Origin of the sequence: Tsuneonella sediminis (genome assembly GCF_051912845.1) — a bacterium.
Taxonomy (GTDB): Bacteria; Pseudomonadota; Alphaproteobacteria; order Sphingomonadales; family Sphingomonadaceae; genus Tsuneonella; species Tsuneonella sediminis.
On record NZ_JBNCBU010000001.1, the window covers coordinates 791,907 to 814,830 of the forward strand.

Genomic DNA, 22,924 nt, shown 5'->3' on the forward strand with positions numbered 1-22,924 from the left:
CTGTCAGTCGAGGGTCCGCTGGCCGACTATGCTCAGGCCATATCCTTCGAGCGCGACGAGCGAATGCTCTGTGTTGGTCAGCAGGATCATGTCGTGCACGCCGAGCGCACCGAGGATCTGCGCCCCCCCGCCGTAGTCGCGCTGCTCTGTCACCTGCGTTTCGTTCGCGGGCGGCATGCCGCCCTCGCGCGCGATCGCGCGGCTCACGTAGTCGGAACTCGCACGGTTGATCAGCACGATAATTCCGGCGCCCTCGCCCCCGATGATCTCCATCGACCGTTCGATCAGCTGCCCGCGCGGGCCGTCCTCGCCGAACACGTCGTCGAACAGCGACAGTGCGTGCATCCGCACCAGCGTCGGCCGGTCGGGCCTGACAGATCCCTTCACGAGCGCGAGGTTCTCCTCGCCCGTCGCGCGGTTGTAGAAGGCGATCGCCTGCCAATCGCCGCCCCACTTGCTGGTGAAGCGTCGCTCGCCGCGCCGCTCGATCAGGTGGTCGTGGCGACGGCGATAGGCGATGAGGTCGCGGATCGTGCCGATCTTGAGGTCGTGCAACCGCGCGAAGCGCACCAAGTCCGACAGGCGCGACATCGTGCCATCCTCGTTCATGATCTCGCAGATCACGCCCGAAGGATTCAGCCCGGCGAGCCGGGAGATGTCGACTGCCGCCTCGGTATGCCCCGCCCGCACCAGGACGCCGCCGTCGCGCGCGACGAGCGGGAACACGTGGCCCGGTGTAACGATATCGTCGCGGCCCTTGGTCCCGTCGATCGCGACCGAGATCGTGCGTGCGCGGTCGCCCGCCGAAATGCCGGTGGAGACGCCCTCGCGCGCTTCGATCGAGGTGGTGAAGGCGGTTTCATGACGAGTGCGGTTGTTGCGGCTCATCAGGTCGAGGCCAAGCTGCTCGACCCGCTGGCGCGTCATCGCGAGGCACACCAGGCCGCGCCCGTGAGTCGCCATGAAATTGATCGCGTTGGGCGTCGCCATCTGGGCCGGGATGACGAGATCGCCCTCATTCTCGCGGTCCTCGTCGTCGACAAGGATGAACATGCGCCCGTTGCGCGCCTCGTCGATGATCTCCTCGGCCGGGACGATTACAGGCCGCTCGTCGTTCACGGACAGAAAGTTGTCCAGCTTGCCCAGCGTATCGGCAGTCGGGTTCCAGCCCGGCTCGAGACAGTCGCGCAGGGAATTCGCGTGAAGGCCTGCCGCGCGGGCGAGCGCGGCGCGGCTCATGCGATTGCCCGCCACCAGATCGCGGACCCGCTGAATGGTCGTGTTGGCGATAGTCAATGTGGTCATTCGGGCAGCGTTATCACATCGAAATGTGAATGCCACAGCAAAATGTGCTAGCCGTGCTCGATGGCGGCGATCACCGACGCGAGCCAACGCCGGGGAACCGTCCGCCGGCCGATGTCGGCGACGAATTCCTGTCCCCGTGAAGCTGCGCGCAGGCGTCCGTCCGCGTGCCACCGCGCGGGGTCGTCGTGATAGCTCAGCCCGCCTTGCTTCAGCCACGTCGGCCTGTCCCACGTGCTCGGCCTTTCGCCCGGGGCGGTCAGGCGTAAACTCGGCATGGCGCGTGCCGCCGTCCGGCCCCGTCCCGCGTAGATCACATCGTTCGCCGCAAAGGGGGATACGGCATGAGGGTGGCGGGCGCGGACCAGCTCCGCGCGTCGCTCCTCTTCAAGCGCTGCGACGACGAGGATCTCTTCCACGACGATGTAGCCGAAGATCCGGTGGTGCGGCGCATGACCGGCCTCGCGAAACAGGCCGAAGAAGAGAAACACGTCGCCGAGCCCCACCCCGCGATTGGCAAGATGCGTCTGCGCAGCGCCGCACTGCCCGAAAAGACAGGTTCCCCCCTCGAGGAACATGGGGTCGTGGTGGCACTCCTCGCTGCCGTGGTGCCGCCCGCGGCTCGCCCGCACGACATGATTGCCGAGACCGAGATCATCCCAGGTCGTTCCCGATCCGCCGCTGCTGGGAATAGGCAGGCTGACCGGCCGGCCGTCGACGATCGGCGATGGTCCGCCGCCCGAAGCGCTGTCGAAACCCTTGCGGCTAAAGACGATCTTCATGCGTTCGGGAGCGGCACCGAAAGGCTCGCGGCCGCGCGCAGGATTGCATCGTTGTCGTGCACGAACCGCCCCGCCGCCTTGCGTGTCGCGAGCGCGAGCGCGGCCTTGGCGACCGTCTCGCCAGCAATCGAGCGAAAGCCCCGCCGCGATCCAAGGAGCAGGAGGTCGAAGAGCGGGCTGGCGAGGACACCGGCCCGTTCCAGCACCCGGCGATCTCCCGATCGCTTGCCTCGCAAAAGTCCGGGGCGAAGCACGTCGAGCCTCTTGAACCGCAGCTTGCCAAGTTCGCCCTCGACCTGACCCTTGGTTCGCAGGTAGAGCGCCTTCGACATGGGGTCGGCACCGGCCGAGCTCACGACGACGAACCTTTCGGCTCCGTGTTCCCTTGCGGTCTTTGCTGTTGCGATCACGAGGGCGTGATCGACCGCGCGGAAAGCCTCCTCGTCGCGCCCCGCCTTCTTCCACGTCGTCCCGAGCGCGCAAATCACTGCATTCGGGCGTACTGCCTCGAACACTTCCCCCCACTTGGCCGGATCGGCGACGAACATCTCCATTCGCGCTCCCGGCGGCAACGGAGTTTCGCGCCGGGCTACCGCAACGAGTCGCATGTCCTCGCGCCCGACGGCCAGCCGCATTACCTCGCGGCCGATCAGCCCCGTCGCACCGACGAGCGCGATCCGCAGAGGTTCAGACATTGCGAAGCCCCTCCGGCTCGCGTCCGAATATCTCGGTGCACTGGCGGATCGCGAACCTGTCGGTCATTCCGGCGATGAAATCGGCAAGATGCCGGCTACGCCCGGGTTCGTCCTCGGGCAGCGCCGCACGCCACTCAGGCGGCAGCGCAGCCGGGTTCTGGTCATAGGCCGCGAACAGCCGTGAAACGACGTCGCGCGCGCGACTGGCCGCGGTCAGCTGTTCGGGATGGTAATAGAGCCGCTCGTACATGAACGCCTTGAGCGCTCGCTCCTCTTCGCCCATCGCGGCAGAGAACCCGGCAAGTTGCCCGGGATGCGCGCGAACTTCGGCCACGCTGCGCATTCCCTTCGCGTTCGTGCGGGTCGTGTCGATCACGTCGTTGACCATCAGTCCGATCCGGCTGCGGACCAGTTCGCGCAGGCGCTGGTCGACGCTGGCGGATGGATGGCGCCGCTCTACCGCGCGGTACTGCTCGGCGATCGCGGGAAGGTCCAGCAGGTCGTCGAGAAGGAGGAAACCGGCACGAAGGCCGTCGTCGATGTCGTGGTTGTCGTAGGCGATATCGTCGGCAATCGCAGCGACCTGCGCTTCGAGGCTTGGCCAAGCGCCGAGATCGAGCGGGAATGCCTCGTCGAGTTCGGCGAGCGCCCAGTTGGGGGTGCTCACCGGCCCGTTGTGCTTCGCCAGCCCCTCGAGCAGGTCCCACGACAGGTTCAGCCCCGGGTGGTCGCAATACGGGTTTTCGAGGCGCATGAGGACCCGCAACGTGTGGGCGTTATGGTCGAACCCGCCGCGCTCCGCCATCGCCTCGCGCAGCGCGTCCTCGCCGGCATGGCCGAACGGCGGATGGCCGATGTCGTGGGCGAGGCACAGGGCTTCGGTCAGGTCCTCGTCGAGCCCGAGCGCGCGGGCAATCACGCGGCCGATTTGTGCCACCTCGATGCTGTGGGTCAGACGCGTGCGATAGTGATCGCCGTCCGGCGCTATGAAGACCTGTGTCTTCGCCTTGAGGCGGCGGAAAGCGATCGAATGGACGATCCGGTCGCGATCGCGCTGGAACTCGCTGCGGGGTCCGCGGGTGCCCTCGCGCCTCTCGGCGAACTCGCGGCCGCGACTGGCGGCTGGATCGGCAGCATAGGGGGCGAGCGTCATCGGCATCAGGCGGTTAGTGGGCGCGTCCCGCCCGGGCAACGGGAACAGCAGCGGAACATCGCCCCGCGCCCGACAAAAAAACGGGCCGCGCATCGCAACGACGCGCGGCCCGCAGATCATCCGGCCAGGTGCGACCCGCCGGAAACGGTGGTCACTTGATGCCGATGGTGTCCGGGTTGCCGTCAGGGTCGCCCGAAACCGTGCCGCCGCTTTTCGGCGTGCCGAACAAGAGCAGGCCTGCGGCATGGGGGCTGGCCATCGAGGTACCCGAAAGCGTCGCATATCCGCCGCTCTTATAGGTCGAATAGATAGAGGAACCCGGCTCGGCAAAATCGACCGGCGGATTGCCGTAGTTCGAGAAACTCGACCACGTGTCTCCCTGCGCGAACGAGGAAATCGTGTAGATGTTTGGCCCGTTCGCCGAAGCCGGCGACTTGGTGGTTGCGCTGGTCGATTCGTTGCCGGCGGCTAGCGCAAACTTGAGGCCCTTGGCAGCCGCGGCAATCACCGCGTCATTGAGAGCCTGGCTGAATCCGCCACCGAGGCTCATGTTCGCCACATCACCCGCTGCAAAGTTCTTGCCCGCGTAGTCCACCCCGGCAATCACGCCGCTGTTGGTCCCCGAGCCGCTCCGGGTCAGCACCTTGACCGCGACGAGCTGGACCCCCGGCGCCACGCCGAGTACGCCGATCCCGTTGTTCGCCTTGGCGCCGATGGTCCCAGCCACGTGCGATCCATGGCCGTTGCCATCGTCAGCGTTCTTCTCGCGGGTGAAGCTTGCGCTAAGCGCGACGTTCACGTTGAGGTCGGGGTGATCGAGGTCGATCCCGGTGTCGAGCACCCATGCCTTCCCGCTCGCGGTGCTGCCGCCGCCGCCGACGCGCGTGATACCCCATGGAACAGTCTCGGCCTTTGCGGTCGGCCCCTCGGGCCTTCCCTGCGCGACTACGGCAATGGCCATCTCCTGGTCTTGCTCGCAGAATGCGATCGAAGGATTGCTCCGGCGCATGGCGTTCATGCCCTGCTCGCTCATGTTGGCGGAAAAGCCGCGTATCGTGTGCGAGTAGACGTGGCCGACTGCTCCGCCGTGAGAGCGCGCTGCGGCATTCGCCTTGGCCGCGACGTCGCCTCTCGCCACGCGGTCGTTCTTGAAGACGCAAATGTAGGAATTGGCAATCTTGTCACCCGCCGCGGCGTGCGCCGGCGTGGCGGCAAGCGCGGCGGCCAGTGCGACGCCGCTGAAGGCCGCGATGCGGCCGGCAACCCGTTTTGTCATTGATAGTCCCTCCCTTAGACAGGAAGGGTAGAATGCCTCACCCCTAACCAAAGGGAATAGACAAAGATCATTACCCGGTTGGCAATCAAACCATTCGTCGCACGCTTTGCACTATTCGTCGCCCAGTAACCATGCCACGCCGGCGCGGCAATGGGCCCGGGTTGAATCGAACACCGGCAGCACATTCGCATCGACATCGACGATCATCGAAAGCTCGGTGCAGGCAAGCACGATCGCCCTGGCGCCTTCGCGTTCCTTGAGGGTGATCCAGGTCTTCAGCGCCCGCTCCGCGTCGCGGGTCGCCTTGCCCCGCATCAGTTCCTCGTAAATGATCCGGTCGATCAGTTCGACTTGGGCCATGTCTGGCGGCACCAGGTCGACCCCGTGGCTGACGAGCCGGCGGCGATAGAAGCTTTCGGTCATGACGTTGCGCGTGCCGACCAGGGCGGCACTTGTGATCCCGGCGGCCTGCATCTCGCGCGCGACGCAATCGGCGATGTGGATGACCGGCACTCCCGCGGCCTCCGCCACCCGGTCGTACACCTTGTGCATCGAGTTGGCGCAGATCAGGAGTGCGCCCGCACCAGCATCGACGAGCCGCCGGGCGCTTTCGGACAGCACTCCGGCCGCGTGATCCCAGCCCGCGTCGTCCGTGATCGCCCTGAGCGATGCGAAGTCGAGGCTTTCGATCAGCAGCGGCGCGCTGGAATCGGGGGAAACCTGACGCTGGATGCCGCGGTTGAGGAACTCGTAGTAATCGCGCGTGGAGGCCCAGCTCATTCCCCCGATCAGCCCCAGTCTGCGCAAATTGTCGCTCCCTCAGTACGCGCCCGCTGCCCGGTTAGCGCGTCAGCCGCCCCCGCGTCCACCGGGAGGCGCCTGCGAAACGGGGACAAGACCGGCGATCCACCGTTTCACAACGTCGAGTCCATCGTGGTCGATGGTCGCCTTGCCGAGTTCGGGCATCGCCACGCCGCCTTCGAGGCTGCCCATCCGGTGGACCAGGATCGACCGGCCCGGCTCGCCGGGCACGATATCGAACAGGAAATCCCCCGCACCGCGTCCGGCGGCCACCGGGCGCTTCATCACGCCGAGCTTGCCGGGATCGGCCTGTTGCCAACGCAGGTCGAGACCGGAGTTGGAGGCCGACCCGCCCGGTCGGTGGCAATGCGCGCAGTTGACGTCGAGATAGCCCCGCGCGGCCGCTTCGACGGGGGCCGAGGACCGCTCTTCCCACAGCGGCATTCGCGCCGCGACCTTGGGTACCGCATCCATGTGACCCGCGCCCCGAAAGGCCGCGAGCCACTCCTCCGACAGATTGGCCGCCTTCGGGCCAATCGGAACCACCGCGCCCTGAAGGCCGTGACATTCCTTGCACTGGTTCTTGTTGGGAACGCGGTATTCGATGTCCTCGCCTCCGGGTGTGGTAAGCGGGACGCGCGCACCGGCGATCGCGAGGGTCGCCTCGGTTTGCTCGGCGTTCCACAGGTAAGGTAGTGCAACCCAATCGCTTGCGCGGCGAAGAAGCACGCGGGTTTCGATCAGGCGCCGCTTGCCGTCCTGCTGGAACGCGAATGTCTTGATAAGCGCTGATCCGACCGGGAAATCGAGCAAGCCCTCCCCATCCGCCCGCGCCTGCTTGCCGGGCGGCACATACACGAACCGCAGCTTGTCCGCCCCGTCGGACCAGAGCGGCGTGTTGAGCCGGTAGGGCACCACGCTCTTGCCGGGGACCTGGGCGACCGGGTCGGCGAAAAAGCCGAACTCGGACAGGCTGCGAGGCATCCCGTCGTCGAGGATTGCCGACTGGTCGACCGACCCTACCGGGGTCGCCTGCGCCGTCAGCGCGCCGAGCAGCGCCGCGACCGCAGCCGCAGGCAAGGCGATCGAGCGGATCATCTGAGGCGTGCGTCGAGGTCCGTCGAAGCGCCCACCGCGGCGCGATCGACAGCGTCGGCAAAGGGGGCAAAGGCCGCAAGCGCAGGCTTGGCCTCGTCGGGACCCTGTCCTTGCCTGGCGAGCGCAAGGGTCCACCCGCGCATGTCCGGGTGGACGGTCAGCGCGCCGTCGCCCAGCCCGTCCCACATGACCGGGGGCAGCGCCCCGCCAAACAGGGCGACCAGTTGCTCGCCGCCGCCGATCTGAGGATCGGTCCCGTTGCCGCCGACCCGGTTGGCGCCGACTGCCACCTTGCGCGGATAGGGATTGTACCGCGCATCGTCGAACGCGCGCGGATAGGCGACGACCATGACCGCAGCGGTCGGATTTCCGGTAATCGTGTTGTGCTCGACCGTGACCGCGTCGTTGGCCATCACCATGATTCCGGTTCCTCGCCTGACCCCGGCCACGATGTTCCCGGGCGGCGCAAAATTGGACGTGTCGTTGTCGATCACGAGGTTGTCGCGCACTAGAACGTTGCCGCCCCCCATGACCGGCAGACTCGGCAGGTCGAAGACGAGGATGCCGCCGGTATTGCGGGTGACGAGGTTCGCCTCCACCAGCGCGTCGCGGCTGTTCTCAATCTCGATCCCCGCGACGTTGGCCTGCGCGAGAGAATTGCGAACCGTGATCTTTCTGCTCTGCCCCACGTAGATCCCCGCGTCCGAGGCTCCCGAAACCTGCACACCGTCGATCAGCACGTTGCTGCTCTCGACCGGGTAGATCCCGTAGGCGCCGTTGGTCGAGAGCGGCCCCCCGGTCCAGGCGACCCGAACGCGGTAGTAGACGATGTCGTCGGCGCCCTTGGACTTGATCCCGTCGCCCTTGGGGTTCTCGACCGCGAAGTCGCGCAAGGTGACCCTGTCGCTTGTAACCAGCAGCCCTTCGCCCGCGCCCTTCTGGCCGGTGAAGTCGAGCACCGTGGCGTCCATCCCCGCGCCCCGCACCGTCACCCCGTCGACGTCGAGGCTGAGCCCGTCGTCGAGCGAAAAGCGTCCGGCGCCGAGCACGATCTCGTCACCTGGCTCGGCCAGGATCAGTGCCTCCTGCAGACGAGTTTGCGCACCGTCACCCGCGGCGATGTCGTGCGTGGCGCAAAGCGCGGGCGAGGCGGTGGCGGCGGCGAGCGTCAGCGGCGCGATCAGGGTCAATCTCATACGTGGCAGGCTGCAACTGACAGGGCTGTTAGTCAACGCCCCATAGGGCCTCTTGCCAGACTCGCCGCCAGGGCGCAGTCTGCTCGAGAAGTTACGTGAGAGAGAGGAGCGTTTGCGATGCGTTTCAAACTCTTGGTCGCCGCGACGGCAATGGCGGGCGCTGCCCCGGCACTGGCCGAGAACTGGGACTTCGTGCTGGTCAACAAGACCGGCAAGACGATCACGCTGGTCGAGGTGTCCGTCGCCGGATCGGGCAACTGGAAAAAGGACAAGCGCGATGAGGACATCGGTTCCGGGACGATCAAGCCCGGTGCCGACTACACCGTCCACTTCGACAAGGACGCCAAGGTCTGCAAGTACGACGTCCGGATGACCTTCGAAGGCGACGACACGCCGGTAGTGTGGACGGGGTTCGACACCTGCAAGTTCGCGTTCGGGGACTTCGCGCTCACGAACGGGCTGCCCACGGTGAAGGGAACCTGAGGCTCTCCTCCAGAGCAATCGCGCCTCGCCGCGCGAAAGGAAATTCGCAACGCGGCGTCAGTCGAACGACTTGACGATGTCCTCGACTATCTTCTTCGCGTCGGCGAGCAGCATCATCGTCTGGTCCATGTAGAACACGTCGTTATCGACGCCGGCGTAACCCACGCCTCCCATGCTGCGCTTGATGAAGAAAACCTGCTTGGCCTTGTCGACGTCGAAAACCGGCATGCCGTAGATCGGGCTCGATTTGTCGGTCTTGGCCGCCGGGTTCACCACGTCGTTCGCGCCGATAATGAAGGCGACGTCGGCCTGCGCGAACTCCGAGTTGATGTCCTCGAGCTCGAATACCTTGTCATAGGGCACCTGCGCCTCTGCCAGCAGAACGTTCATGTGCCCCGGCATGCGGCCCGCGACCGGGTGGATCGCGAACTTCACCTCGACGCCCTTTTCCTCGAGGAGATCGGTCATCTCGCGCAGCGCGTGCTGCGCCTGGGCGACCGCCATGCCGTAGCCGGGGATGACGATGACCTTCTCCGCCTGCTCGAGCATGTAGGCCGCGTCCGCCGCGCTGCCGGTCTTGTAGGGGCGCTGCTCCTTTGCCTCGCCCGCGATTGCCGCGTCGGCGCCGAACCCGCCCGCGATGACCGACAGGAAGCTGCGATTCATCGCCCGGCACATGATGTAGCTGAGGATCGCGCCCGAACTGCCCACCAGCGCGCCGGTCACGATCATCGCAGTGTTGTGCAGCGTGAATCCCATCGCTGCCGCCGCCCAGCCCGAGTAGCTGTTCAGCATTGAGACCACGACTGGCATGTCCGCCCCGCCGATCGGAATGATCAGCAGGAACCCGATCGCGAACGCCGCGGCGAGCAACGCCCAGAACAGCCACCCCTCGCCCGGCCCGGCATTGGCAGCAAGCGCGAACGCCGCTGTCGCGCCGAGGATGCCGAGCAGCGTGCCGAGGTTGATCACGTGCCGGCCCGGCAGCAGGATCGGCGATCCGCTCATGTTGCCGTTGAGCTTGGCAAACGCGATGACGGAACCGGAGAAGGTGATCGCGCCGATCGCCGCCCCCAGCGCCATCTCTACCCGGCTGACGGCAAGGATATTGCCGTCCAGCCCGAGGATGCCGAACGCGCTCGGGTTCAGGAAAGCGGCCACCGCGACGAGCACCGCCGCGAGGCCGACGAGGCTGTGGAACGCCGCGACAAGCTGCGGCATCGCCGTCATCGCGATGCGCCGCGCGATGACCCAGCCGACCGCGCCGCCCACGGCGATGGCGGCAAGGATTTCGGGCAGGCTCGCGACGTCGTGCGTCACCAGCGTGGTCACCACCGCGATCAGCATGCCGATCATGCCGTAGCGATTGCCCGCGCGGCTGGTTGCCGGGCTCGACAATCCGCGCAGCGCCAGGATGAACAGGACCCCTGCCGCGAGATAGGCAAGCGCCACCCACGGACTCACTGCGTGGGCCGCGTCGGCAGCCGTGGACAGGTCCGTTACCTGCTCGACCGGAAACGCGCTCATGCGCCCTTCTCCGTCGAAGGAGCCGGCTTGTCCTTCTTCTTGTACATCGCGAGCATCCGGGCCGTCACCGCGAAGCCGCCGAAGATGTTGACGCTCGCCAGCGCCACCGCGACCAGGCCGAGCCACTTTGCGCTGGGGCTGCCCGCGGCCGCGCTCGCGATCAGCGCGCCGACAACGATCACCGAGGATATGGCGTTGGTCACCGCCATCAGCGGGGTGTGCAGCGCCGGGGTGACCGACCAGACCACGTAATAGCCGACGAAGCAGGCCAGCACGAAGATCGACAGGATCGAAATGAAGTCCACTCTGGGTCCCCTTCCCCGGGTCCGGAAATTACTGTGTTTTCAGCCTTTCGCTGACTACCTTTCCGCCCCGCGTCAGGCGGATCGCGTCGCCGATCTCCTCGTCGAGAACGGGCCGCCCCGCGTCCTTGTCCCAGAAAGCCGAGAGGAAATTGAACAGGTTGCGCGCGAATAGCGCGCTGGCGTCGGCCGCAAGCGTTGCGGGCGTGTTTGCATAACCAATGATCTTCACGCCGTGCTTCTCGGTCACCCGGTCGGCGACCGATCCTTCGACGTTGCCGCCTTGCGCGACGGCGAGGTCGTAGATCACACTGCCCGGCTTCATCGTCGCGATCTGCGCGTCGGACACCAGCCGCGGCGCGGCGCGCCCCGGGATCAGCGCGGTGGTGATGACGATGTCCTGCTTCGCGATATGGCTGCTGACAAGTTCGGCCTGCGCGGCCTTGTACTCGTCGCTCATCTCGGTGGCATAGCCGTCCGCGCCCTCGCCTTCGATCCCGGCGACGTTCTCGACGAAGATCGCCTTGGCGCCCAGCGACTGGATCTGCTCCTTCGTCGCCGAGCGTACGTCGGTCGCGGAGACCTGCGCGCCCAGCCGCCGGGCGGTGGCGATCGCCTGCAGGCCCGCAACGCCCACGCCCATCACGAACACGCGCGCAGCCTGAATGGTACCCGCGGCAGTCATCATCATCGGGAACGCGCGTCCGTAAACATCCGCGGCGGCGATCACCGCCTTGTAGCCCGCGAGGTTCGACTGGCTCGAAAGCACGTCCATCGACTGGGCGCGGGTTATGCGCGGCATGAACTCCATCGCCAGCGCCTCGAACCCGGCGCCGGCATAGGCCTCCACCCGCTCCCTGCGCGAAAAGGGATCGAACGTCGCCGCGACCCAGGCGCCGGGGTTTGCCCCCGAAAGTGCGGCAACATCGGGCGCCTGAACGCCCATCACGAGGTCCGCGCCCTTCACCACCTGCGCCGCAGGGCCCACCTCGACCCCGGCGTCGGCATAGGCGGCATCGGGAATGCTGGCGGCGATGCCGGCCCCGCTCTCGACCGCTATGGTCGCACCCAGGCCGATGAACTTCTTCGCGGTCTCGGGCGTCAGCGCGACGCGGGCTTCGCCCGGCGCGGTTTCCTTGAGGACAGCGATCCGCAACGCCGCGGTCCGTCAGTCGGCGATGGCAATGACGATGAGCAGCGCGATGATCGCGATGATCGGGACCGACCATTTGAGCAAGGCGATGAAGCCGCCGTAAGTCCCCTGGTGAGCCTTCATGTCGTTGCCGGTTGCCATGTCTTTTCCGTTCCTTGGAATTCGGTATGCGCGATGTCCTATCGCGGGGCGCGCGCGCGCTCAAGCCTGCATGCAGTCTTAAGCGGACCTTTACTCCTGTCTCCTATTGGGTCGGTCTGTTTCGGGACGGGACACGTTTGCGCGATGAACGAGGGTGACAACCGCCTGCTCATGCTTATCGACGATGAACCGGCGCAAAGCCGGCTCATCTCCGCGCTCGCCGCTCGCGATGGTTGGCGCACGATCGTGGTGGGCGATTCGGAAACCGCCATCGCCACGCTCGGCACCCGGCAGGGAATGCAGCTGTCGGCGATCATCCTGGATCAGTGGGTGCCCGGCGAGGATGCCTGCCGCCTTATCGAGGAACTGAAGGCGCGCCGACCCGCGCTGCCGATCCTGATGCTCACCGCCAGCGCCAGCCCGCTGCTGGCGGTCGAGGCCATGCGGGCCGGCGCGACCGATTACATGATCAAGCCGGTTGCGCCCGACCGCCTGATGCAGGCGCTGCGTACGGCCTCAAAACGCGAAGCCCCGCGCGACGAGCTCCAGCCGCTTACCGAGAAGCTCGGCCAGGTGCTCGATTTCGACGCGATGATCGGCACCGCGCCCAACTTCCGCGCCGCGCTGGCCAAGGCGGCAAAGTCCGCCCGCGGACATGGCAACGTTCTGATCGAGGGCGAGACCGGGACCGGCAAGGAGATGCTGATCCGCGCGATGCACGCGGCCAGCCCACGCGCCAAGGCGCCCTTCCGGCTGATCAACGCCCGCGCGGTCCCGGCCAATTCGATAGAATCGGTCCTGTTCGGCCACGAGCAGAATGCCTTTCCCGGAGCCTTCGAGCGGCAGGTCGGCGCGATCCAGCAGTGCGACGGGGGCACGCTCGTACTCGACGAGGTCGACCGCCTGTCGATGGAGGTGCAGGAACGCCTCGCCGAGGTGCTCGAGCGCGGCGTCGTGCGCCCATTGGGCGCCCGGCACGGCTTCAAGTTCGACCTGCGCGTCATTTCGGCCAGCAATCTCCCGCTCGGCGCGCTGGGGGATTCGGGATATTTCCATCCGGCCCTGCACGCCCAGCTTGCGGGCACCACGATCACCATTCCGCCGCTGCGCGAGAGGACCGGTGACATCCAGGCTCTTGCGCGGCATTTCCTTGCCCGCATCGGCGAGCAGCCGGGCCTGCGTTCGCTTACGATCACCGACGGGGCCCTTGCGCTCCTGGCGGCGTTCGACTGGCCGGGCAATGTCCGCCAGCTCCAGGCCGTGCTGTTCCGGGCGGCCGTTTTCTGCGAGGGCGACGCGCTGACCGCCGACAGCTTCCCGCAGCTCTCGGAAATGCTCGGTGAGGCCGTCGAGAACCGCGATCCCCGCCAGGACGGCGTGGGCGTGATGCTCTATACCGAGGATGGCAACCTGCGCAGCCTCGAGGAGATCGAGGCCGACGTCATCCGCCTCGCCATCGGGCATTATCGCGGGCGCATGACCGAGGTCGCGCGGCGGCTGGGGATCGGCCGTTCGACACTCTATCGCAAGCTCGGCGATCTCGGGATCGACAACGCGGCCTGAGCCGCTATCGGGTCGGGATGACCGATCCGAAACTCGACTTTTCCGGCCGCACTGCGCTCGTCACGGGCGCGGGCTCGGGCATCGGCGCGGCTGTCGCCCGCTGGCTCGATTCTCATGGCGTGGCTGAGCTTCACCTTGTCGACGTCAACGGCGACGGGATCGAGGCGCTCGATCTTTCATGCAGGGTCCACGCCCATGTCCACGACGTATCCGATCCGCATTTCTGGGGCGTGTTCGAGCGCGCCGCGGGAAAGCTCGATCACGCGGTCGTGAACGCCGGGATCGGCAGCGGGGGCCAGATCGCGGACCAGTCGTTCGACGACTGGCGGCGCGTGATGGCGGTCAATCTTGACGGCGCATTCCTCACGCTCTCAGCCGCGATCCGGCTGATGCGCGCGAACGAAGCAGGCTCGGCCGTCGTTACGAGCTCGATAACGGCGGTCAAACCGATCCCCGGCATCGGGGCCTACGGCGTGGCCAAGGCAGGGGTCGCGCACATGGCCCGCATCGCAGCGGCGGAAAATGCCGCGCTGGGCATCCGCGTCAATGCGGTCGCTCCCGGTGGTGTCGACACGGCGATTTGGGATGCCGGCGACGCCTTTCGCGAAGCCGTTGCCGCCCATGGACGCGCAGCCGCGATCGCCGAAATGGGCGCGAGCCATCCGCGCGGCAGGTTTGCGACACCTGAAGAAATCGCCTGCGATATCGGCTACCTGCTCAGCGACATGTCCGCGAACGTGACCGGCATCGTGTTAAATACCGATGGCGGCTTCTCGCTCTGACGGAACCTCGTCGCCCCCGTTCCGTTCGGATGGAAACCTTTTCCACCAGACGGGGCACCCCATGGATATCGTCGACTGCATCCTCGCGGACCACGCACGCCAGCGCCAGTATTTCGCCGCGCTCGACCAGGCGCAGGACGATCCCGATGTGCTCGGCCAGGTGTTCGCGCGCCTGAAGAACTTCCTCGAGGCGCACGCCGAGGCGGAGGAACGCTTCTTCTACCCCACCCTCCTCAAGAAGGGCGAGGGCGCGACCGATTCCGACAGCGCCGAGGAAACCACCGACGACGCGATCGACGATCACAACAAGATCGCCGAAGCGGCCGAGGCCGCGATGCGCGAGCGGCCCGGTTCCGACGAGTGGTGGGCTTGCGTCGACAAGTGCAACGAGCAGAACTCGAGGCACATGAGCGAGGAGGAGCGCCAGGGCCTGACCGATTTCCGCCGCCGGGTGCCGCTCGATACCCGCGTCAGGCTGGGGCTCCAGTACCTCGCCTTCGAGGCCAGGCACGAAGGCGACTACGACCGGCGGGAAAAGGACCCGGGCGCCTACATCGCAGCGAACTCTTAGGCAGCGTTCCCTCCGTCAGCCCGGCAGCATCGAGAAATCGGTCAGCGCGGCGTCGCGCAGGCCCCGCCAGACGTTGCGCGCCTGCACGGTCTCGGCGACGTCGTGGACGCGCAGGATCTGCGCGCCGGCGTCCATAGCCTTCACCGCCAGCGCAATGCTGCCGCCAAGGCGCTGGTGGGCAGCCGCCTCGCCCGAGAGCGCGCCGATCATCCGCTTGCGGCTCGCGCCGATCATGAGCGGATGGCCGAGGGCATGGAACAGCGGAAGGGCGTTCAGAAGCGCAAGGTTGTCGGCCAGAGTCTTGCCAAACCCCAGCCCGGGGTCGAGCACGATCTTTTCCCGCGCGATCCCCGCCGCTACCGCCGCGTCCCGGCGGGCGGCGAGCCAATCGAACACATCGAAGACGACATCGTTGTATTCGCCGTCCGCATGGAGGTCCCCGCCAGTTCCCGTAGCCGGACCGGGCGCGTGCATGATCACGACCGGGCACCCGCGCGCCGTCACAAGGTCGATCATGCCCGGATCGTGGCGCATGCCCGATACGTCGTTCGCCATGTGGGCACCGGCATCGAGTGCCGCGCTCATGACCCCGGCGCGCCGGGTGTCGACGCAGATCGCCGCGCCCATCGCCGCGCAGTATTCTACCGCCGGAACGACGCGGGCGATCTCGTCACCCTCCCACACCGCCGCCGCGCCAGGCCGTGTGCTCTCGCCGCCGATATCGATCATCGCCGCGCCGGCCTCGAGCATCTGTGCCGCGTGAGCCGCGCCCTCCTCGGGTTTCTCGAGGAACTTGCCGCCGTCGGAAAAACTGTCCGGAGTGACGTTGAGGATGCCGGCGACCTGCGGCTGATCGAGCCGGACGGTCCGGGCCCCCAGCTGAAGCGGCGGGTGCGCCGTGCGCAAGCTGGACCACTGCGCCTCGGCTTCGGGCCCCAGCGCTTCGGGTAGCCGCGCGAAAGCATCGGCCGCGCTCTCCGGGGTAAATCTCTCGCGCCAAACGATTTCGCCGCCGCGCCGCACGATCGCGGCGAACCGGTGCGCGTAGACGAGCCCTCCGGCAAGCCGGACGCAGTCGCCCTCCTCTGCCTGCGGACTCGGCGAAAGGCCAACGGGCATGAGGTAGAGGCGATCGGTCATCGCGCCGCCTTCGCGGGGGCGGGCTGGCACATCAATCCTCGTTCGCGAGCAGCCAGAGCTGGCGGGCCGCGTCGATCGGCTTCACCTCGCCGTCCGATTCGTAGTGCCAGAAAGCCCAGCCGTTGCAGCTGGGCGCCCCCTGGAGCTCCTTGCCGAGGCCGTGGATCGATCCGGTGGCTTTCTCGTGCGCCAGCGAGCCGTCGGCCCGCACGGTGGCGATCCAGCGGCGCTTCTTGTCGAACACCCGTGTACCGGGCGGGACGAGCCCCGCCTCGACCAGCGCGCCGAATGCGACCTTGGGGGCCGCCCGGGGCGACTGCATCGTGGCGAGCGCGCTTTCGTCGAGCGGCAATTCCTTCGCTATCCGCTTCGTCGCGACTTCGCGGTAGGCCGGCTCGCGCTCGCAGCCGATCCACTGGCGGCCCAGCCGCTTGGCGACCGCGCCGGTCGTCCCGGTGCCGAAAAACGGGTCGAGCACGACGTCTCCCTTCTCGGTCGTCGCCAGCAGGACCCGGTATAGCAGCGCCTCGGGCTTCTGCGTCGGGTGTGCCTTGCTGCCGTTTTCCTTGAGCCGCTCCTGTCCCGAACAGATCGGGATGGTCCAGTCGCTGCGCATCTGCAGTTCATCGTTGAGCGTCTTCATCGCGCGATAGTTGAACTGGTAGCGGCTTTTCTCCCCCATGCTGGCCCAGATCAGCGTCTCGTGCGCGTTGGTGAAGCGGGTCCCCTTGAAGTTGGGCATCGGGTTGGTCTTGCGCCACACGACATCGTTCAGGATCCAGAACCCCAGGTCCTGCAGGATCGCGCCGACGCGAAATATGTTGTGGTAGCTGCCGATGACCCACAGCGCACCGTCCGGCTTTAGCACGCGGCGCGCCTCGGCAAGCCAGGCGCGGGTGAAATCGTCGTAGGCCTGGAAGCTGGAAAACCGGTCCCAGTGATCGGTTACGGCATCCACGTGGCTGCCGTCGGGCCGGGCGAGGTCGCCGCCCAGCTGGAGGTTGTATGGCGGATCGGCAAAGACGAGGTCGATCGAGGCATCGGGCAGCCGCCGCATCGCCTCGACGCAATCGCCCGCGAGTATCCGCCCGAGCGGCAGATCGACCGCCGCCTTCGCGATTTCCGGCACGCGGCGCGCACGGGCCTTCGTGGTCTCCTGGACCCCCATTCAACGTTCCCCCCGATTCAACTTATCCACAGGGTGAGTCTTCGCGGACTCTGCGTCAAGCGGGGAGTTTGCCCGAATATGGTTAACGTGCGCTCACCTCTGACAGAACAGAAGGTGTCCGCTACAAGATGTTGAGTCCGCGCCGATTCCCAAGCTCGATATGGCGGGGTGTGGCACGGAAGACTCGGTCCGCCGCTTTCGCATCGCCGCGCCGGCCGGATTCGCGTCAGGCGGCGAACAGGTCTGCCTGGGCAACCGGTGCGAAGCTGCGGCGATGGAGCGGGCATGGGCCGTGCTCGCGCAGCGCCTTCAGGTGCGTGGGCGTGGAATAGCCGACGTTGGTTTCCCACCCGTACTGCGGGTGTGCCCTGGCGTGTTCGCGCATGATCCGGTCGCGCCATTCCTTGGCCACGATCGAGGCGGCGCTGATCGCCGGCTCGCGTGCGTCCCCGCCGACGATGGGCCGCGCCGCCCAGCGCCATTCGGCACGGCGGCCCTGCGGCGTGAGGTTGCCGTCGACCAGCACGAGCTCGGGGTCGCGGGCGAGAACCTCGGCAAGGCGGACCACAGCCAGCGTCATCGCCAACATCGTCGCCCCGAAGATGTTCAGTCGATCGATCTCGTCGACCTCGACCACACCCACGGCCCATGCGCAGCGGCGCCGGACGCTGAGGTCGAGCCGCGCGCGCGTGGCGGCGCAGAGCTTCTTGGAATCGTCGAGACCCGCCGGACGCGGCTTGCAGAGCGCCACCGCGGCTGCAACAACCGGTCCGGCGAGCGGACCGCGGCCCGCCTCGTCCACGCCCACGACCAGCGGGGTGGAGCCGAATTGCGGGTGAGGAGTTCCTGACAGCATGACCAAGCGACCGATTTCCCTTGCCCTTCTATTCCCCGTGACCCTCCTGCTGGCAAGCTGCGGAATGCAGACAACGGGGGATTCCCCGCAGGCCAAGTCGACCCCCGGCCCCGCGAGCGGCGGGGGGATGCCGTTCCGCATTACCGAACACGGCAGCTTCAACGAGCCGTGGGCGGCCTCATTCGCGCCAGGCACGAACACTATCTTCATCACGGAGAAGTCCGGTGCATTGAAATTCGTCGACGTCGCGACCGGCCGGCTCGGCACCGTGACCGGCCTTCCCGAAGTGGATTACGGCGGTCAGGGAGGTCTGGGCGACATCGCGTTCCTGCCGACCGAAACCAGCAGCACGCTCGGCAACAGGACGATCTACCTGAGCTGGGCCGAGGCCGGCAGCGGCGACACGCGCGGAGCGGCGGTGGGCCGGGGCCAGCTGGTCTGCGAGCAGGCCGACGCCTGCCGGATCGACAGCCTCGCGGTGGTCTGGCGCCAGCCGAAGGTGAGCGGACGCGGGCACTATTCGCACCGCATCGCCATCGCGCCCGACGGAAAGACGATGTTCGTGGCCAGCGGCGACCGGCAGAAGATGGCACCGGCGCAGGATACCTCGAACAATCTCGGCTCGATCGTGCGCCTCAGTCTCGACGGCACGCCAGCGCCAGGCAATCCCTTCGCAGGCGCCGCGGGCAAGGCGCAGGACATCTGGTCATTCGGTCACCGCAATACCCTCGGCATCGCGTTCGACGGACAGGGTCGGTTGTGGAACATCGAGCATGGTCCGGCTGGGGGCGACGAGATCAACCTGATCTCGAAGGGCGCGAACTACGGCTGGCCCGAGGTGTCGGAGGGCGACCACTACGACGGTCGCGTTATCCCCCCACACTCGAACCGGCCGGAGTACACCGCACCCGCGATTAGCTGGAATCCGGTCATCGCTCCGGGCGATTTCCTGATCTATTCGGGCAAGCTCTGGCCCGAGTGGAAGGGGAACGCGATCATCGGCGCGATGAAACCCGCTGCGCTTGTCCGGGTGACGATCGACGGATCGAAGGCGTCCGAGGCGGCGCGATACCCGATGGACAGGCGCATCCGCGAAGTCGTCGAGGGACCCGACGGAGCGCTCTGGTTGCTCGAGGACAAGGCCGGCGGGCGCCTGCTCGAGCTGCGGCCGCGCTGACGCCCAGTCTTCGATTGCGCTCGACATGGGGCCGACAGGCCCTTAACGGCGCCGCGCCCATGCCGACCCTCGTTCCCCTGTCCGCGATCGATCCCGATCTGATCGAGGACCTGCTCGATCGCGCGTTCGAGGCGGAGCGGCGCGGGCGCACCGCCTATCGCATTCGCGAGGGGACCGACTGGCTCCCGCCTTTGAGCTTCGCGGCTCTCGACGACGACGACTGGCTGATCGGCACAATTCAGGTCTGGCCGGTGGCCCTTGCCGATCCGGACGGCCGGATGCACCCCCTGCTCATGGTCGGCCCTGTAGCCGTCATGCCGGGAAACCAGGGCGAAGGCTACGGCAAGGCACTGATCGCCGCGGCGCTCGGGGCGATCGACCCGGCGGCGCCGCTGCCTCAGGTGCTGATCGGCGATGCCCCGTATTACGGACCCTTCGGCTTTACGGAGGCGCCGCGCGGCTGGCGCTGCCCGGGGCCGTGGGACCCCGTGCGCCTGCTGGTGCGGTGCGACAACCCGGCGATCCTTCCTGCGCAAGGCATGCTGGGACCCTGGAAGGATTGAGTCGTCCGCGGCTCTCTGGCATCGCCCGCCCGTGCCATACGACCCGCCTCCCGAGATCGCCGGCCTCTCGCTCGCCGAGCTGCTCGATGCCGTGGCCGCGCGCCGGCTGCCTCCGGTAGAGCAGTGGTCGCCGGTCCAGACGGGCGACAGCCACATCACTATCCGTGCCGACGGTACCTGGATCCATGACGGCAGTCCGATCACCCGCCCCGCCATGGTGCGCGCCTTCGCATCGCTCCTGATGCGCGACGGCGCCGGATACTGGCTGGTGACGCCGTTGCAGAAGCTGTCGGTCGAAGTCGAGGATGCAGCGTTTGTCGCGACTGACATGACCAACAGGGATGGCGCGCTCGCCTTCCGGCTCAATACCGACGAGATCGTCATCGCCGGACCCGATCACCCGCTGGTCGCGCGCGGCGATGCCGATACGCCGGCGATCTACCTTTCCGTGCGCCGGGGGTGCGAGGCGCGGCTCAACCGCTCGACCTACGAGCAGCTCGCGCTGGCCGCGGGCGCCGACTGGCGCGTCGCGAGCCTGGGCGAAAAGTTCTCGCTGGTACCCGTGTGAGCAACCTGCTGGACCGGCTCACCCGCGTGTTCGAGGCGGGCCATGCGCGCGACGTCGACCTGCTGACCGACGCGATGGCCCCGCCCGACGAACTGCGCCCGGCCGCGGTGCTCATCGCCGTGACCGACCGCAAGCAGCCCGGGGTCCTCCTGACCCACCGGCCCGACACCATGCGTTCGCATCCCGGCCAGGCCGCCTTTCCCGGCGGCAAGATCGATCCCGGCGAGGACGCGATCGAGGCCGCCTTGCGCGAAGCGCACGAGGAACTGGCGATCGATCCACGCGACGTGCAGGTGATCGGCGCCTCGGACCCGTTCCGCACCCGCACCGGTTACGACGTGACCCCGGTTCTGGCCCTTGTCCCGCCCGACCTCCCGATCGTCCCCAACCCGGCGGAAGTGCGCGACTGGTTCGAGCCCCCGCTGTCGTTCGTCCTCGATCCGGCGAACCGCGTGCCGCGCACCGTCGAATGGGAGGGCGCGGAGCGGACGTATTTCGAGATCGTGTGGGAAGGCCATAGGATCTGGGGGGTCACCGCGGCGATCATCGGCAACCTCTCGCGGCGCCTTGCGCTCACCGAGCTGTTCGATGGCTGAGCCGGCCACCCGCCTTCCGGCTGCCGAGTGGACCCAGCGACCCGACCTCGCGCGGCTCGTCGCCGCGCTGGGCACCGGCAATGCCCGATGGGTCGGAGGCGCAGTGCGCGACACGCTGCTGGGACAGGACGTCCACGACATCGACGCGGCCACCCCGCTCGAGCCGGCTGAGGTTATCGGCCGGCTGGAAGCCGCCGGTATCCGCACGATCCCGACCGGCATCGACCACGGCACCGTCACCGCAATCCTCGAAGGCGGCAACGTCGAGATCACCACGCTGCGCCGCGACGTCGCGACCGACGGACGCCGAGCGACGGTCGCCTTCGCCAGCGACTGGAAGGACGACGCGGCCCGCCGCGATTTCACGATCAACGCACTCTATTCCGACCCGTCAACCCGCGAGATCTTCGACTATTTCGGCGGTGTTGCCGACCTTGGGGCGAAGCGAGTGCGGTTCATCGGCGATGCCCACCAGCGCATCCGCGAGGACTACCTGCGGATACTGCGGTACTTCCGCTTCCAGGCCCGCTTCGGGGCCGCGCCCGATACCGAGGCGGAAGCGGCCTGCAAGAACCTGGCCGCGGGCCTCAAGGGCCTCAGCCGCGAACGCGTGGGGTGGGAGTTGCTCAACCTACTCGCGCTGCCCGATCCTGGCCCGACCGTCACCCGGATGCGCGAGCTGGGCGTGCTGCAGGTCGTGCTGCCCGAAACGGGAGGCGCGGAGATCGATCGCCTCTCCGGTCTTGTTGCCGCCGAGAACGCCGCCGGCGTCGCGCCCGATGCCATTCGCCGGCTCGCCGCGCTCCTGCCCGCGGTGCCACCCGTTGCCGAAACTGTCGCCGCCCGGCTCCGCCTGTCGAGGAGCCAGCGCGACCGCCTGTCCTGCGCGGCGGGGCGCGACGTCCGCGACCGCGATGCGCCGCGTGCGCTGGCCTATGCGGTCGGAACGGAAAGTGCGGTCGACCGGCTGCTCCTGGATGGGGCCGACGTGTCGGCGCTCGCGGGGTGGGAGGCGCCGACGCTGCCGCTCAAGGGCGGCGAGATCGTCGCACGCGGCGTAGGTGCCGGCCCGGAAGTCGCGCGGATCCTGCGGAAAGTGGAGCGGCGCTGGATCGACGAGGGCTTCCCCGGCCGCGACCGGGTCGAAGCCATCCTCGAGAGCGAGCTGGAAGGACGCAGCTGAGGCGCTTCAGGCTGGCTTCAGGATGATTGCGCCATACAGGTCGAGGTTGCCTTTCCCGACGAGTGACGGATAAAGGTCCCGACCGCCCCCGTGCGGTCGCCCGCGCGTCCGGCCCCTTCGGGGCCACCGTCCCGCCATCCGGGGCACCCCATGCGAAGCCGCGCTTCGCCATTTTCGCGCACACAATCGAGTTTCGTCGCCAGGCGGGCCTTGTTCGCCTTCGCGGCGCCATGTGAACTGAACGGAGATCCTACCCATGAACCTTGCCAAGATGGCCGTCTCGGCCGCTCTCGCCACCGCCCTTCTTCCCGCCGCCGCGCTTGCGCAGGTTGCCGCGGGTGCCACGGTCTATGGCCCTCAAGGCGGCGAAGTCGGCACGATTGTCAGCATCGAGGGCGGCACCGTCATGCTCGATACCGGAACCTACAAGGCGCCGCTGCCCGAAAACGCGTTCGGCAAGAGCGACAAGGGTCCGACGATCACCGTCACCAAGGCCCAGATCGACGCCATGATGGCCGAACAGGTCGCCGCGGCCAACGCCAAGCGCGATGCGGCGCTGGTTGCAGGCGCCGCGGTCGTGACCGCCAAGGGCGCTCCGGCCGGCACGATCAAGTCGATCGAAGGCGATGCGATCGTGCTCGAAAGCCCCTCCGGCGCGGTCGCGCTGAAGCGTGAGCACTTCGCCGTCGATGCACAGGGCGCGCTCATGGCACTGTTCACCGCAGACCAGATTGCAGCTGCCGCAAGTGCTGGTACTACATCAGAGTAATCTAATATTCCGGAGAGCTTTCCGACGGGAGAGCCCTTCGGGTCGCTGGACGGGCCGGAGGCGCAAACCGCGCCCCGGT

The 22,924-nt window shown here is 67.4% G+C and carries 25 protein-coding genes; 10 read left to right on the top strand and 15 right to left on the bottom strand.

Annotated elements, in window-relative coordinates; genetic code table 11:
* Positions 1–3: 3 nt before the first annotated feature.
* From ribB to ACPV3N_RS04105, 8 genes are all read right to left on the bottom strand, one after another.
* The gene (gene ribB, locus ACPV3N_RS04070) at positions 4–1,305 is read right to left on the bottom strand and encodes a 3,4-dihydroxy-2-butanone-4-phosphate synthase (protein WP_440114995.1); all 1,302 of its coding nucleotides are present in this window, start codon (positions 1,303–1,305) and stop codon (positions 4–6) included.
* A gap of 47 nt (positions 1,306–1,352) precedes the next feature.
* Entirely contained in the window at positions 1,353–2,084 is a 732-nt protein-coding gene (locus ACPV3N_RS04075) for an Nmad3 family putative nucleotide modification protein (protein WP_440114997.1), read from the bottom strand.
* Positions 2,081–2,779 (bottom strand): NAD(P)H-binding protein, encoded by a 699-nt coding sequence (locus tag ACPV3N_RS04080; protein WP_440114999.1) that lies wholly within the window; start codon positions 2,777–2,779, stop codon positions 2,081–2,083. The genes ACPV3N_RS04075 and ACPV3N_RS04080 overlap by 4 nt, the downstream gene beginning before the upstream one ends.
* Positions 2,772–3,932 (bottom strand): deoxyguanosinetriphosphate triphosphohydrolase, encoded by a 1,161-nt coding sequence (locus ACPV3N_RS04085; RefSeq protein ID WP_440117431.1) that lies wholly within the window; start codon positions 3,930–3,932, stop codon positions 2,772–2,774. The genes ACPV3N_RS04080 and ACPV3N_RS04085 overlap by 8 nt, the downstream gene beginning before the upstream one ends.
* 151 nt (positions 3,933–4,083) lie before the next feature.
* The gene (locus ACPV3N_RS04090; RefSeq protein ID WP_440115001.1) at positions 4,084–5,208 is read right to left on the bottom strand and encodes a S8 family serine peptidase; all 1,125 of its coding nucleotides are present in this window, start codon (positions 5,206–5,208) and stop codon (positions 4,084–4,086) included.
* A gap of 111 nt (positions 5,209–5,319) precedes the next feature.
* A complete protein-coding gene (locus tag ACPV3N_RS04095; RefSeq protein WP_440115003.1) occupies positions 5,320–6,015 on the bottom strand; it encodes an aspartate/glutamate racemase family protein in 696 nt (231 codons plus the stop codon).
* A gap of 42 nt (positions 6,016–6,057) precedes the next feature.
* Positions 6,058–7,107, bottom strand: a complete 1,050-nt coding sequence (locus ACPV3N_RS04100; RefSeq protein ID WP_440115005.1) for an SO2930 family diheme c-type cytochrome — start codon at positions 7,105–7,107, stop codon at positions 6,058–6,060.
* Positions 7,104–8,303, bottom strand: a complete 1,200-nt coding sequence (locus ACPV3N_RS04105; RefSeq protein ID WP_440115007.1) for a parallel beta-helix domain-containing protein — start codon at positions 8,301–8,303, stop codon at positions 7,104–7,106. The genes ACPV3N_RS04100 and ACPV3N_RS04105 overlap by 4 nt, the downstream gene beginning before the upstream one ends.
* 117 nt (positions 8,304–8,420) lie before the next feature.
* On the opposite strand from ACPV3N_RS04105, the gene ACPV3N_RS04110 reads away from it, so the two are divergent.
* Positions 8,421–8,786 (top strand): hypothetical protein, encoded by a 366-nt coding sequence (locus tag ACPV3N_RS04110; RefSeq protein ID WP_440115008.1) that lies wholly within the window; start codon positions 8,421–8,423, stop codon positions 8,784–8,786.
* 57 nt (positions 8,787–8,843) lie between these two features.
* On the opposite strand, the gene ACPV3N_RS04115 is transcribed toward ACPV3N_RS04110, so the two are convergent.
* From ACPV3N_RS04115 to ACPV3N_RS04130, 4 genes are read right to left on the bottom strand one after another with little or no spacing between them, the layout of a single operon-like run.
* Positions 8,844–10,313, bottom strand: coding sequence for an NAD(P)(+) transhydrogenase (Re/Si-specific) subunit beta (locus tag ACPV3N_RS04115; RefSeq protein WP_440115010.1), 1,470 nt, complete (start codon positions 10,311–10,313; stop codon positions 8,844–8,846).
* Positions 10,310–10,618 carry an NAD(P) transhydrogenase subunit alpha part 2 gene (locus ACPV3N_RS04120; RefSeq protein WP_440115012.1) on the bottom strand — a complete coding sequence of 103 codons (309 nt, stop codon included), beginning with the start codon at positions 10,616–10,618 and terminating at the stop codon, positions 10,310–10,312. Before ACPV3N_RS04120 ends, ACPV3N_RS04115 begins: the two co-directional genes overlap by 4 nt.
* A gap of 28 nt (positions 10,619–10,646) precedes the next feature.
* Positions 10,647–11,771 carry an NAD(P) transhydrogenase subunit alpha gene (locus ACPV3N_RS04125; protein WP_440115014.1) on the bottom strand — a complete coding sequence of 375 codons (1,125 nt, stop codon included), beginning with the start codon at positions 11,769–11,771 and terminating at the stop codon, positions 10,647–10,649.
* A 12-nt stretch (positions 11,772–11,783) separates the two neighbouring features.
* The gene (locus tag ACPV3N_RS04130) at positions 11,784–11,909 is read right to left on the bottom strand and encodes an aa3-type cytochrome c oxidase subunit IV (RefSeq protein ID WP_440115016.1); all 126 of its coding nucleotides are present in this window, start codon (positions 11,907–11,909) and stop codon (positions 11,784–11,786) included.
* A gap of 144 nt (positions 11,910–12,053) precedes the next feature.
* Between ACPV3N_RS04130 and ACPV3N_RS04135 the strand changes: the two genes are divergently transcribed.
* The 3 genes from ACPV3N_RS04135 to ACPV3N_RS04145 all read left to right on the top strand — a co-directional run bounded on the left by ACPV3N_RS04135 (position 12,054) and on the right by ACPV3N_RS04145 (position 14,825).
* Positions 12,054–13,472: a sigma-54-dependent transcriptional regulator gene (locus tag ACPV3N_RS04135; RefSeq protein WP_440115018.1), complete on the top strand. Its 1,419-nt coding sequence runs from the start codon at positions 12,054–12,056 to the stop codon at positions 13,470–13,472.
* A gap of 17 nt (positions 13,473–13,489) precedes the next feature.
* Complete coding sequence (locus ACPV3N_RS04140; RefSeq protein ID WP_440115020.1) at positions 13,490–14,254, top strand: SDR family NAD(P)-dependent oxidoreductase; 765 nt, start codon at positions 13,490–13,492, stop codon at positions 14,252–14,254.
* Between the two features lie 61 nt (positions 14,255–14,315).
* Positions 14,316–14,825, top strand: coding sequence for a hemerythrin domain-containing protein (locus ACPV3N_RS04145; RefSeq protein ID WP_440115022.1), 510 nt, complete (start codon positions 14,316–14,318; stop codon positions 14,823–14,825).
* A 15-nt stretch (positions 14,826–14,840) separates the two neighbouring features.
* Here ACPV3N_RS04145 and folP read toward each other — a convergent pair whose 3' ends face one another.
* The 3 genes from folP to rnhB form a co-directional block, all read right to left on the bottom strand.
* The gene (gene folP, locus ACPV3N_RS04150; RefSeq protein WP_440115024.1) at positions 14,841–15,965 is read right to left on the bottom strand and encodes a dihydropteroate synthase; all 1,125 of its coding nucleotides are present in this window, start codon (positions 15,963–15,965) and stop codon (positions 14,841–14,843) included.
* A 31-nt stretch (positions 15,966–15,996) separates the two neighbouring features.
* A complete protein-coding gene (locus tag ACPV3N_RS04155; RefSeq protein ID WP_440115026.1) occupies positions 15,997–17,133 on the bottom strand; it encodes a site-specific DNA-methyltransferase in 1,137 nt (378 codons plus the stop codon).
* A gap of 226 nt (positions 17,134–17,359) precedes the next feature.
* Positions 17,360–17,989 carry a ribonuclease HII gene (rnhB, locus tag ACPV3N_RS04160; protein ID WP_440117433.1) on the bottom strand — a complete coding sequence of 210 codons (630 nt, stop codon included), beginning with the start codon at positions 17,987–17,989 and terminating at the stop codon, positions 17,360–17,362.
* Here rnhB and ACPV3N_RS04165 point away from each other — a divergent pair.
* The 6 genes from ACPV3N_RS04165 (at position 17,988) to ACPV3N_RS04190 (ending at position 22,845) form a co-directional block, all read left to right on the top strand.
* A complete protein-coding gene (locus ACPV3N_RS04165) occupies positions 17,988–19,166 on the top strand; it encodes a PQQ-dependent sugar dehydrogenase (protein ID WP_440115028.1) in 1,179 nt (392 codons plus the stop codon). The two genes, rnhB and ACPV3N_RS04165, sit on opposite strands and share 2 nt — an antisense overlap.
* 59 nt (positions 19,167–19,225) lie before the next feature.
* Positions 19,226–19,729 carry a GNAT family N-acetyltransferase gene (locus ACPV3N_RS04170; protein ID WP_440115030.1) on the top strand — a complete coding sequence of 168 codons (504 nt, stop codon included), beginning with the start codon at positions 19,226–19,228 and terminating at the stop codon, positions 19,727–19,729.
* Positions 19,730–19,760: 31 nt separating this feature from the next.
* Positions 19,761–20,297, top strand: a complete 537-nt coding sequence (locus ACPV3N_RS04175) for a DUF1285 domain-containing protein (RefSeq protein WP_440115032.1) — start codon at positions 19,761–19,763, stop codon at positions 20,295–20,297.
* On the top strand, positions 20,294–20,893 hold the full coding sequence (locus tag ACPV3N_RS04180; RefSeq protein WP_440115034.1) for a CoA pyrophosphatase: 600 nt from the start codon (positions 20,294–20,296) through the stop codon (positions 20,891–20,893). Before ACPV3N_RS04175 ends, ACPV3N_RS04180 begins: the two co-directional genes overlap by 4 nt.
* The gene (locus ACPV3N_RS04185; protein ID WP_440115036.1) at positions 20,886–22,076 is read left to right on the top strand and encodes a CCA tRNA nucleotidyltransferase; all 1,191 of its coding nucleotides are present in this window, start codon (positions 20,886–20,888) and stop codon (positions 22,074–22,076) included. The genes ACPV3N_RS04180 and ACPV3N_RS04185 overlap by 8 nt, the downstream gene beginning before the upstream one ends.
* 256 nt (positions 22,077–22,332) lie before the next feature.
* Positions 22,333–22,845: a hypothetical protein gene (locus ACPV3N_RS04190; RefSeq protein ID WP_440115038.1), complete on the top strand. Its 513-nt coding sequence runs from the start codon at positions 22,333–22,335 to the stop codon at positions 22,843–22,845.
* The last annotated feature ends 79 nt before the right edge of the window (positions 22,846–22,924 follow it).

Bases quoted from the DNA above. Each gene is read 5' to 3' on its own strand.
- ACPV3N_RS04085 (WP_440117431.1), bottom strand. From the start codon at position 3,932: ATGACGCTCGCCCCCTATGCTGCCGATCCAGCCGCCAGTCGCGGCCGC.
- ribB (WP_440114995.1), bottom strand. From the start codon at position 1,305: ATGACCACATTGACTATCGCCAACACGACCATTCAGCGGGTCCGCGAT.
- ACPV3N_RS04075 (WP_440114997.1), bottom strand. From the start codon at position 2,084: ATGAAGATCGTCTTTAGCCGCAAGGGTTTCGACAGCGCTTCGGGCGGC.
- rnhB (WP_440117433.1), bottom strand. From the start codon at position 17,989: ATGCTGTCAGGAACTCCTCACCCGCAATTCGGCTCCACCCCGCTGGTC.
- ACPV3N_RS04110 (WP_440115008.1), top strand. From the start codon at position 8,421: ATGCGTTTCAAACTCTTGGTCGCCGCGACGGCAATGGCGGGCGCTGCC.
- ACPV3N_RS04170 (WP_440115030.1), top strand. From the start codon at position 19,226: ATGCCGACCCTCGTTCCCCTGTCCGCGATCGATCCCGATCTGATCGAG.
- ACPV3N_RS04105 (WP_440115007.1), bottom strand. From the start codon at position 8,303: ATGAGATTGACCCTGATCGCGCCGCTGACGCTCGCCGCCGCCACCGCC.
- ACPV3N_RS04130 (WP_440115016.1), bottom strand. From the start codon at position 11,909: ATGGCAACCGGCAACGACATGAAGGCTCACCAGGGGACTTACGGCGGC.
- ACPV3N_RS04155 (WP_440115026.1), bottom strand. From the start codon at position 17,133: ATGGGGGTCCAGGAGACCACGAAGGCCCGTGCGCGCCGCGTGCCGGAA.
- ACPV3N_RS04080 (WP_440114999.1), bottom strand. From the start codon at position 2,779: ATGTCTGAACCTCTGCGGATCGCGCTCGTCGGTGCGACGGGGCTGATC.
- ACPV3N_RS04140 (WP_440115020.1), top strand. From the start codon at position 13,490: ATGACCGATCCGAAACTCGACTTTTCCGGCCGCACTGCGCTCGTCACG.
- ACPV3N_RS04090 (WP_440115001.1), bottom strand. From the start codon at position 5,208: ATGACAAAACGGGTTGCCGGCCGCATCGCGGCCTTCAGCGGCGTCGCA.
- ACPV3N_RS04100 (WP_440115005.1), bottom strand. From the start codon at position 7,107: ATGATCCGCTCGATCGCCTTGCCTGCGGCTGCGGTCGCGGCGCTGCTC.
- ACPV3N_RS04190 (WP_440115038.1), top strand. From the start codon at position 22,333: ATGAACCTTGCCAAGATGGCCGTCTCGGCCGCTCTCGCCACCGCCCTT.
- ACPV3N_RS04115 (WP_440115010.1), bottom strand. From the start codon at position 10,313: ATGAGCGCGTTTCCGGTCGAGCAGGTAACGGACCTGTCCACGGCTGCC.
- ACPV3N_RS04135 (WP_440115018.1), top strand. From the start codon at position 12,054: ATGAACGAGGGTGACAACCGCCTGCTCATGCTTATCGACGATGAACCG.
- ACPV3N_RS04165 (WP_440115028.1), top strand. From the start codon at position 17,988: ATGACCAAGCGACCGATTTCCCTTGCCCTTCTATTCCCCGTGACCCTC.
- folP (WP_440115024.1), bottom strand. From the start codon at position 15,965: ATGACCGATCGCCTCTACCTCATGCCCGTTGGCCTTTCGCCGAGTCCG.
- ACPV3N_RS04185 (WP_440115036.1), top strand. From the start codon at position 20,886: ATGGCTGAGCCGGCCACCCGCCTTCCGGCTGCCGAGTGGACCCAGCGA.
- ACPV3N_RS04145 (WP_440115022.1), top strand. From the start codon at position 14,316: ATGGATATCGTCGACTGCATCCTCGCGGACCACGCACGCCAGCGCCAG.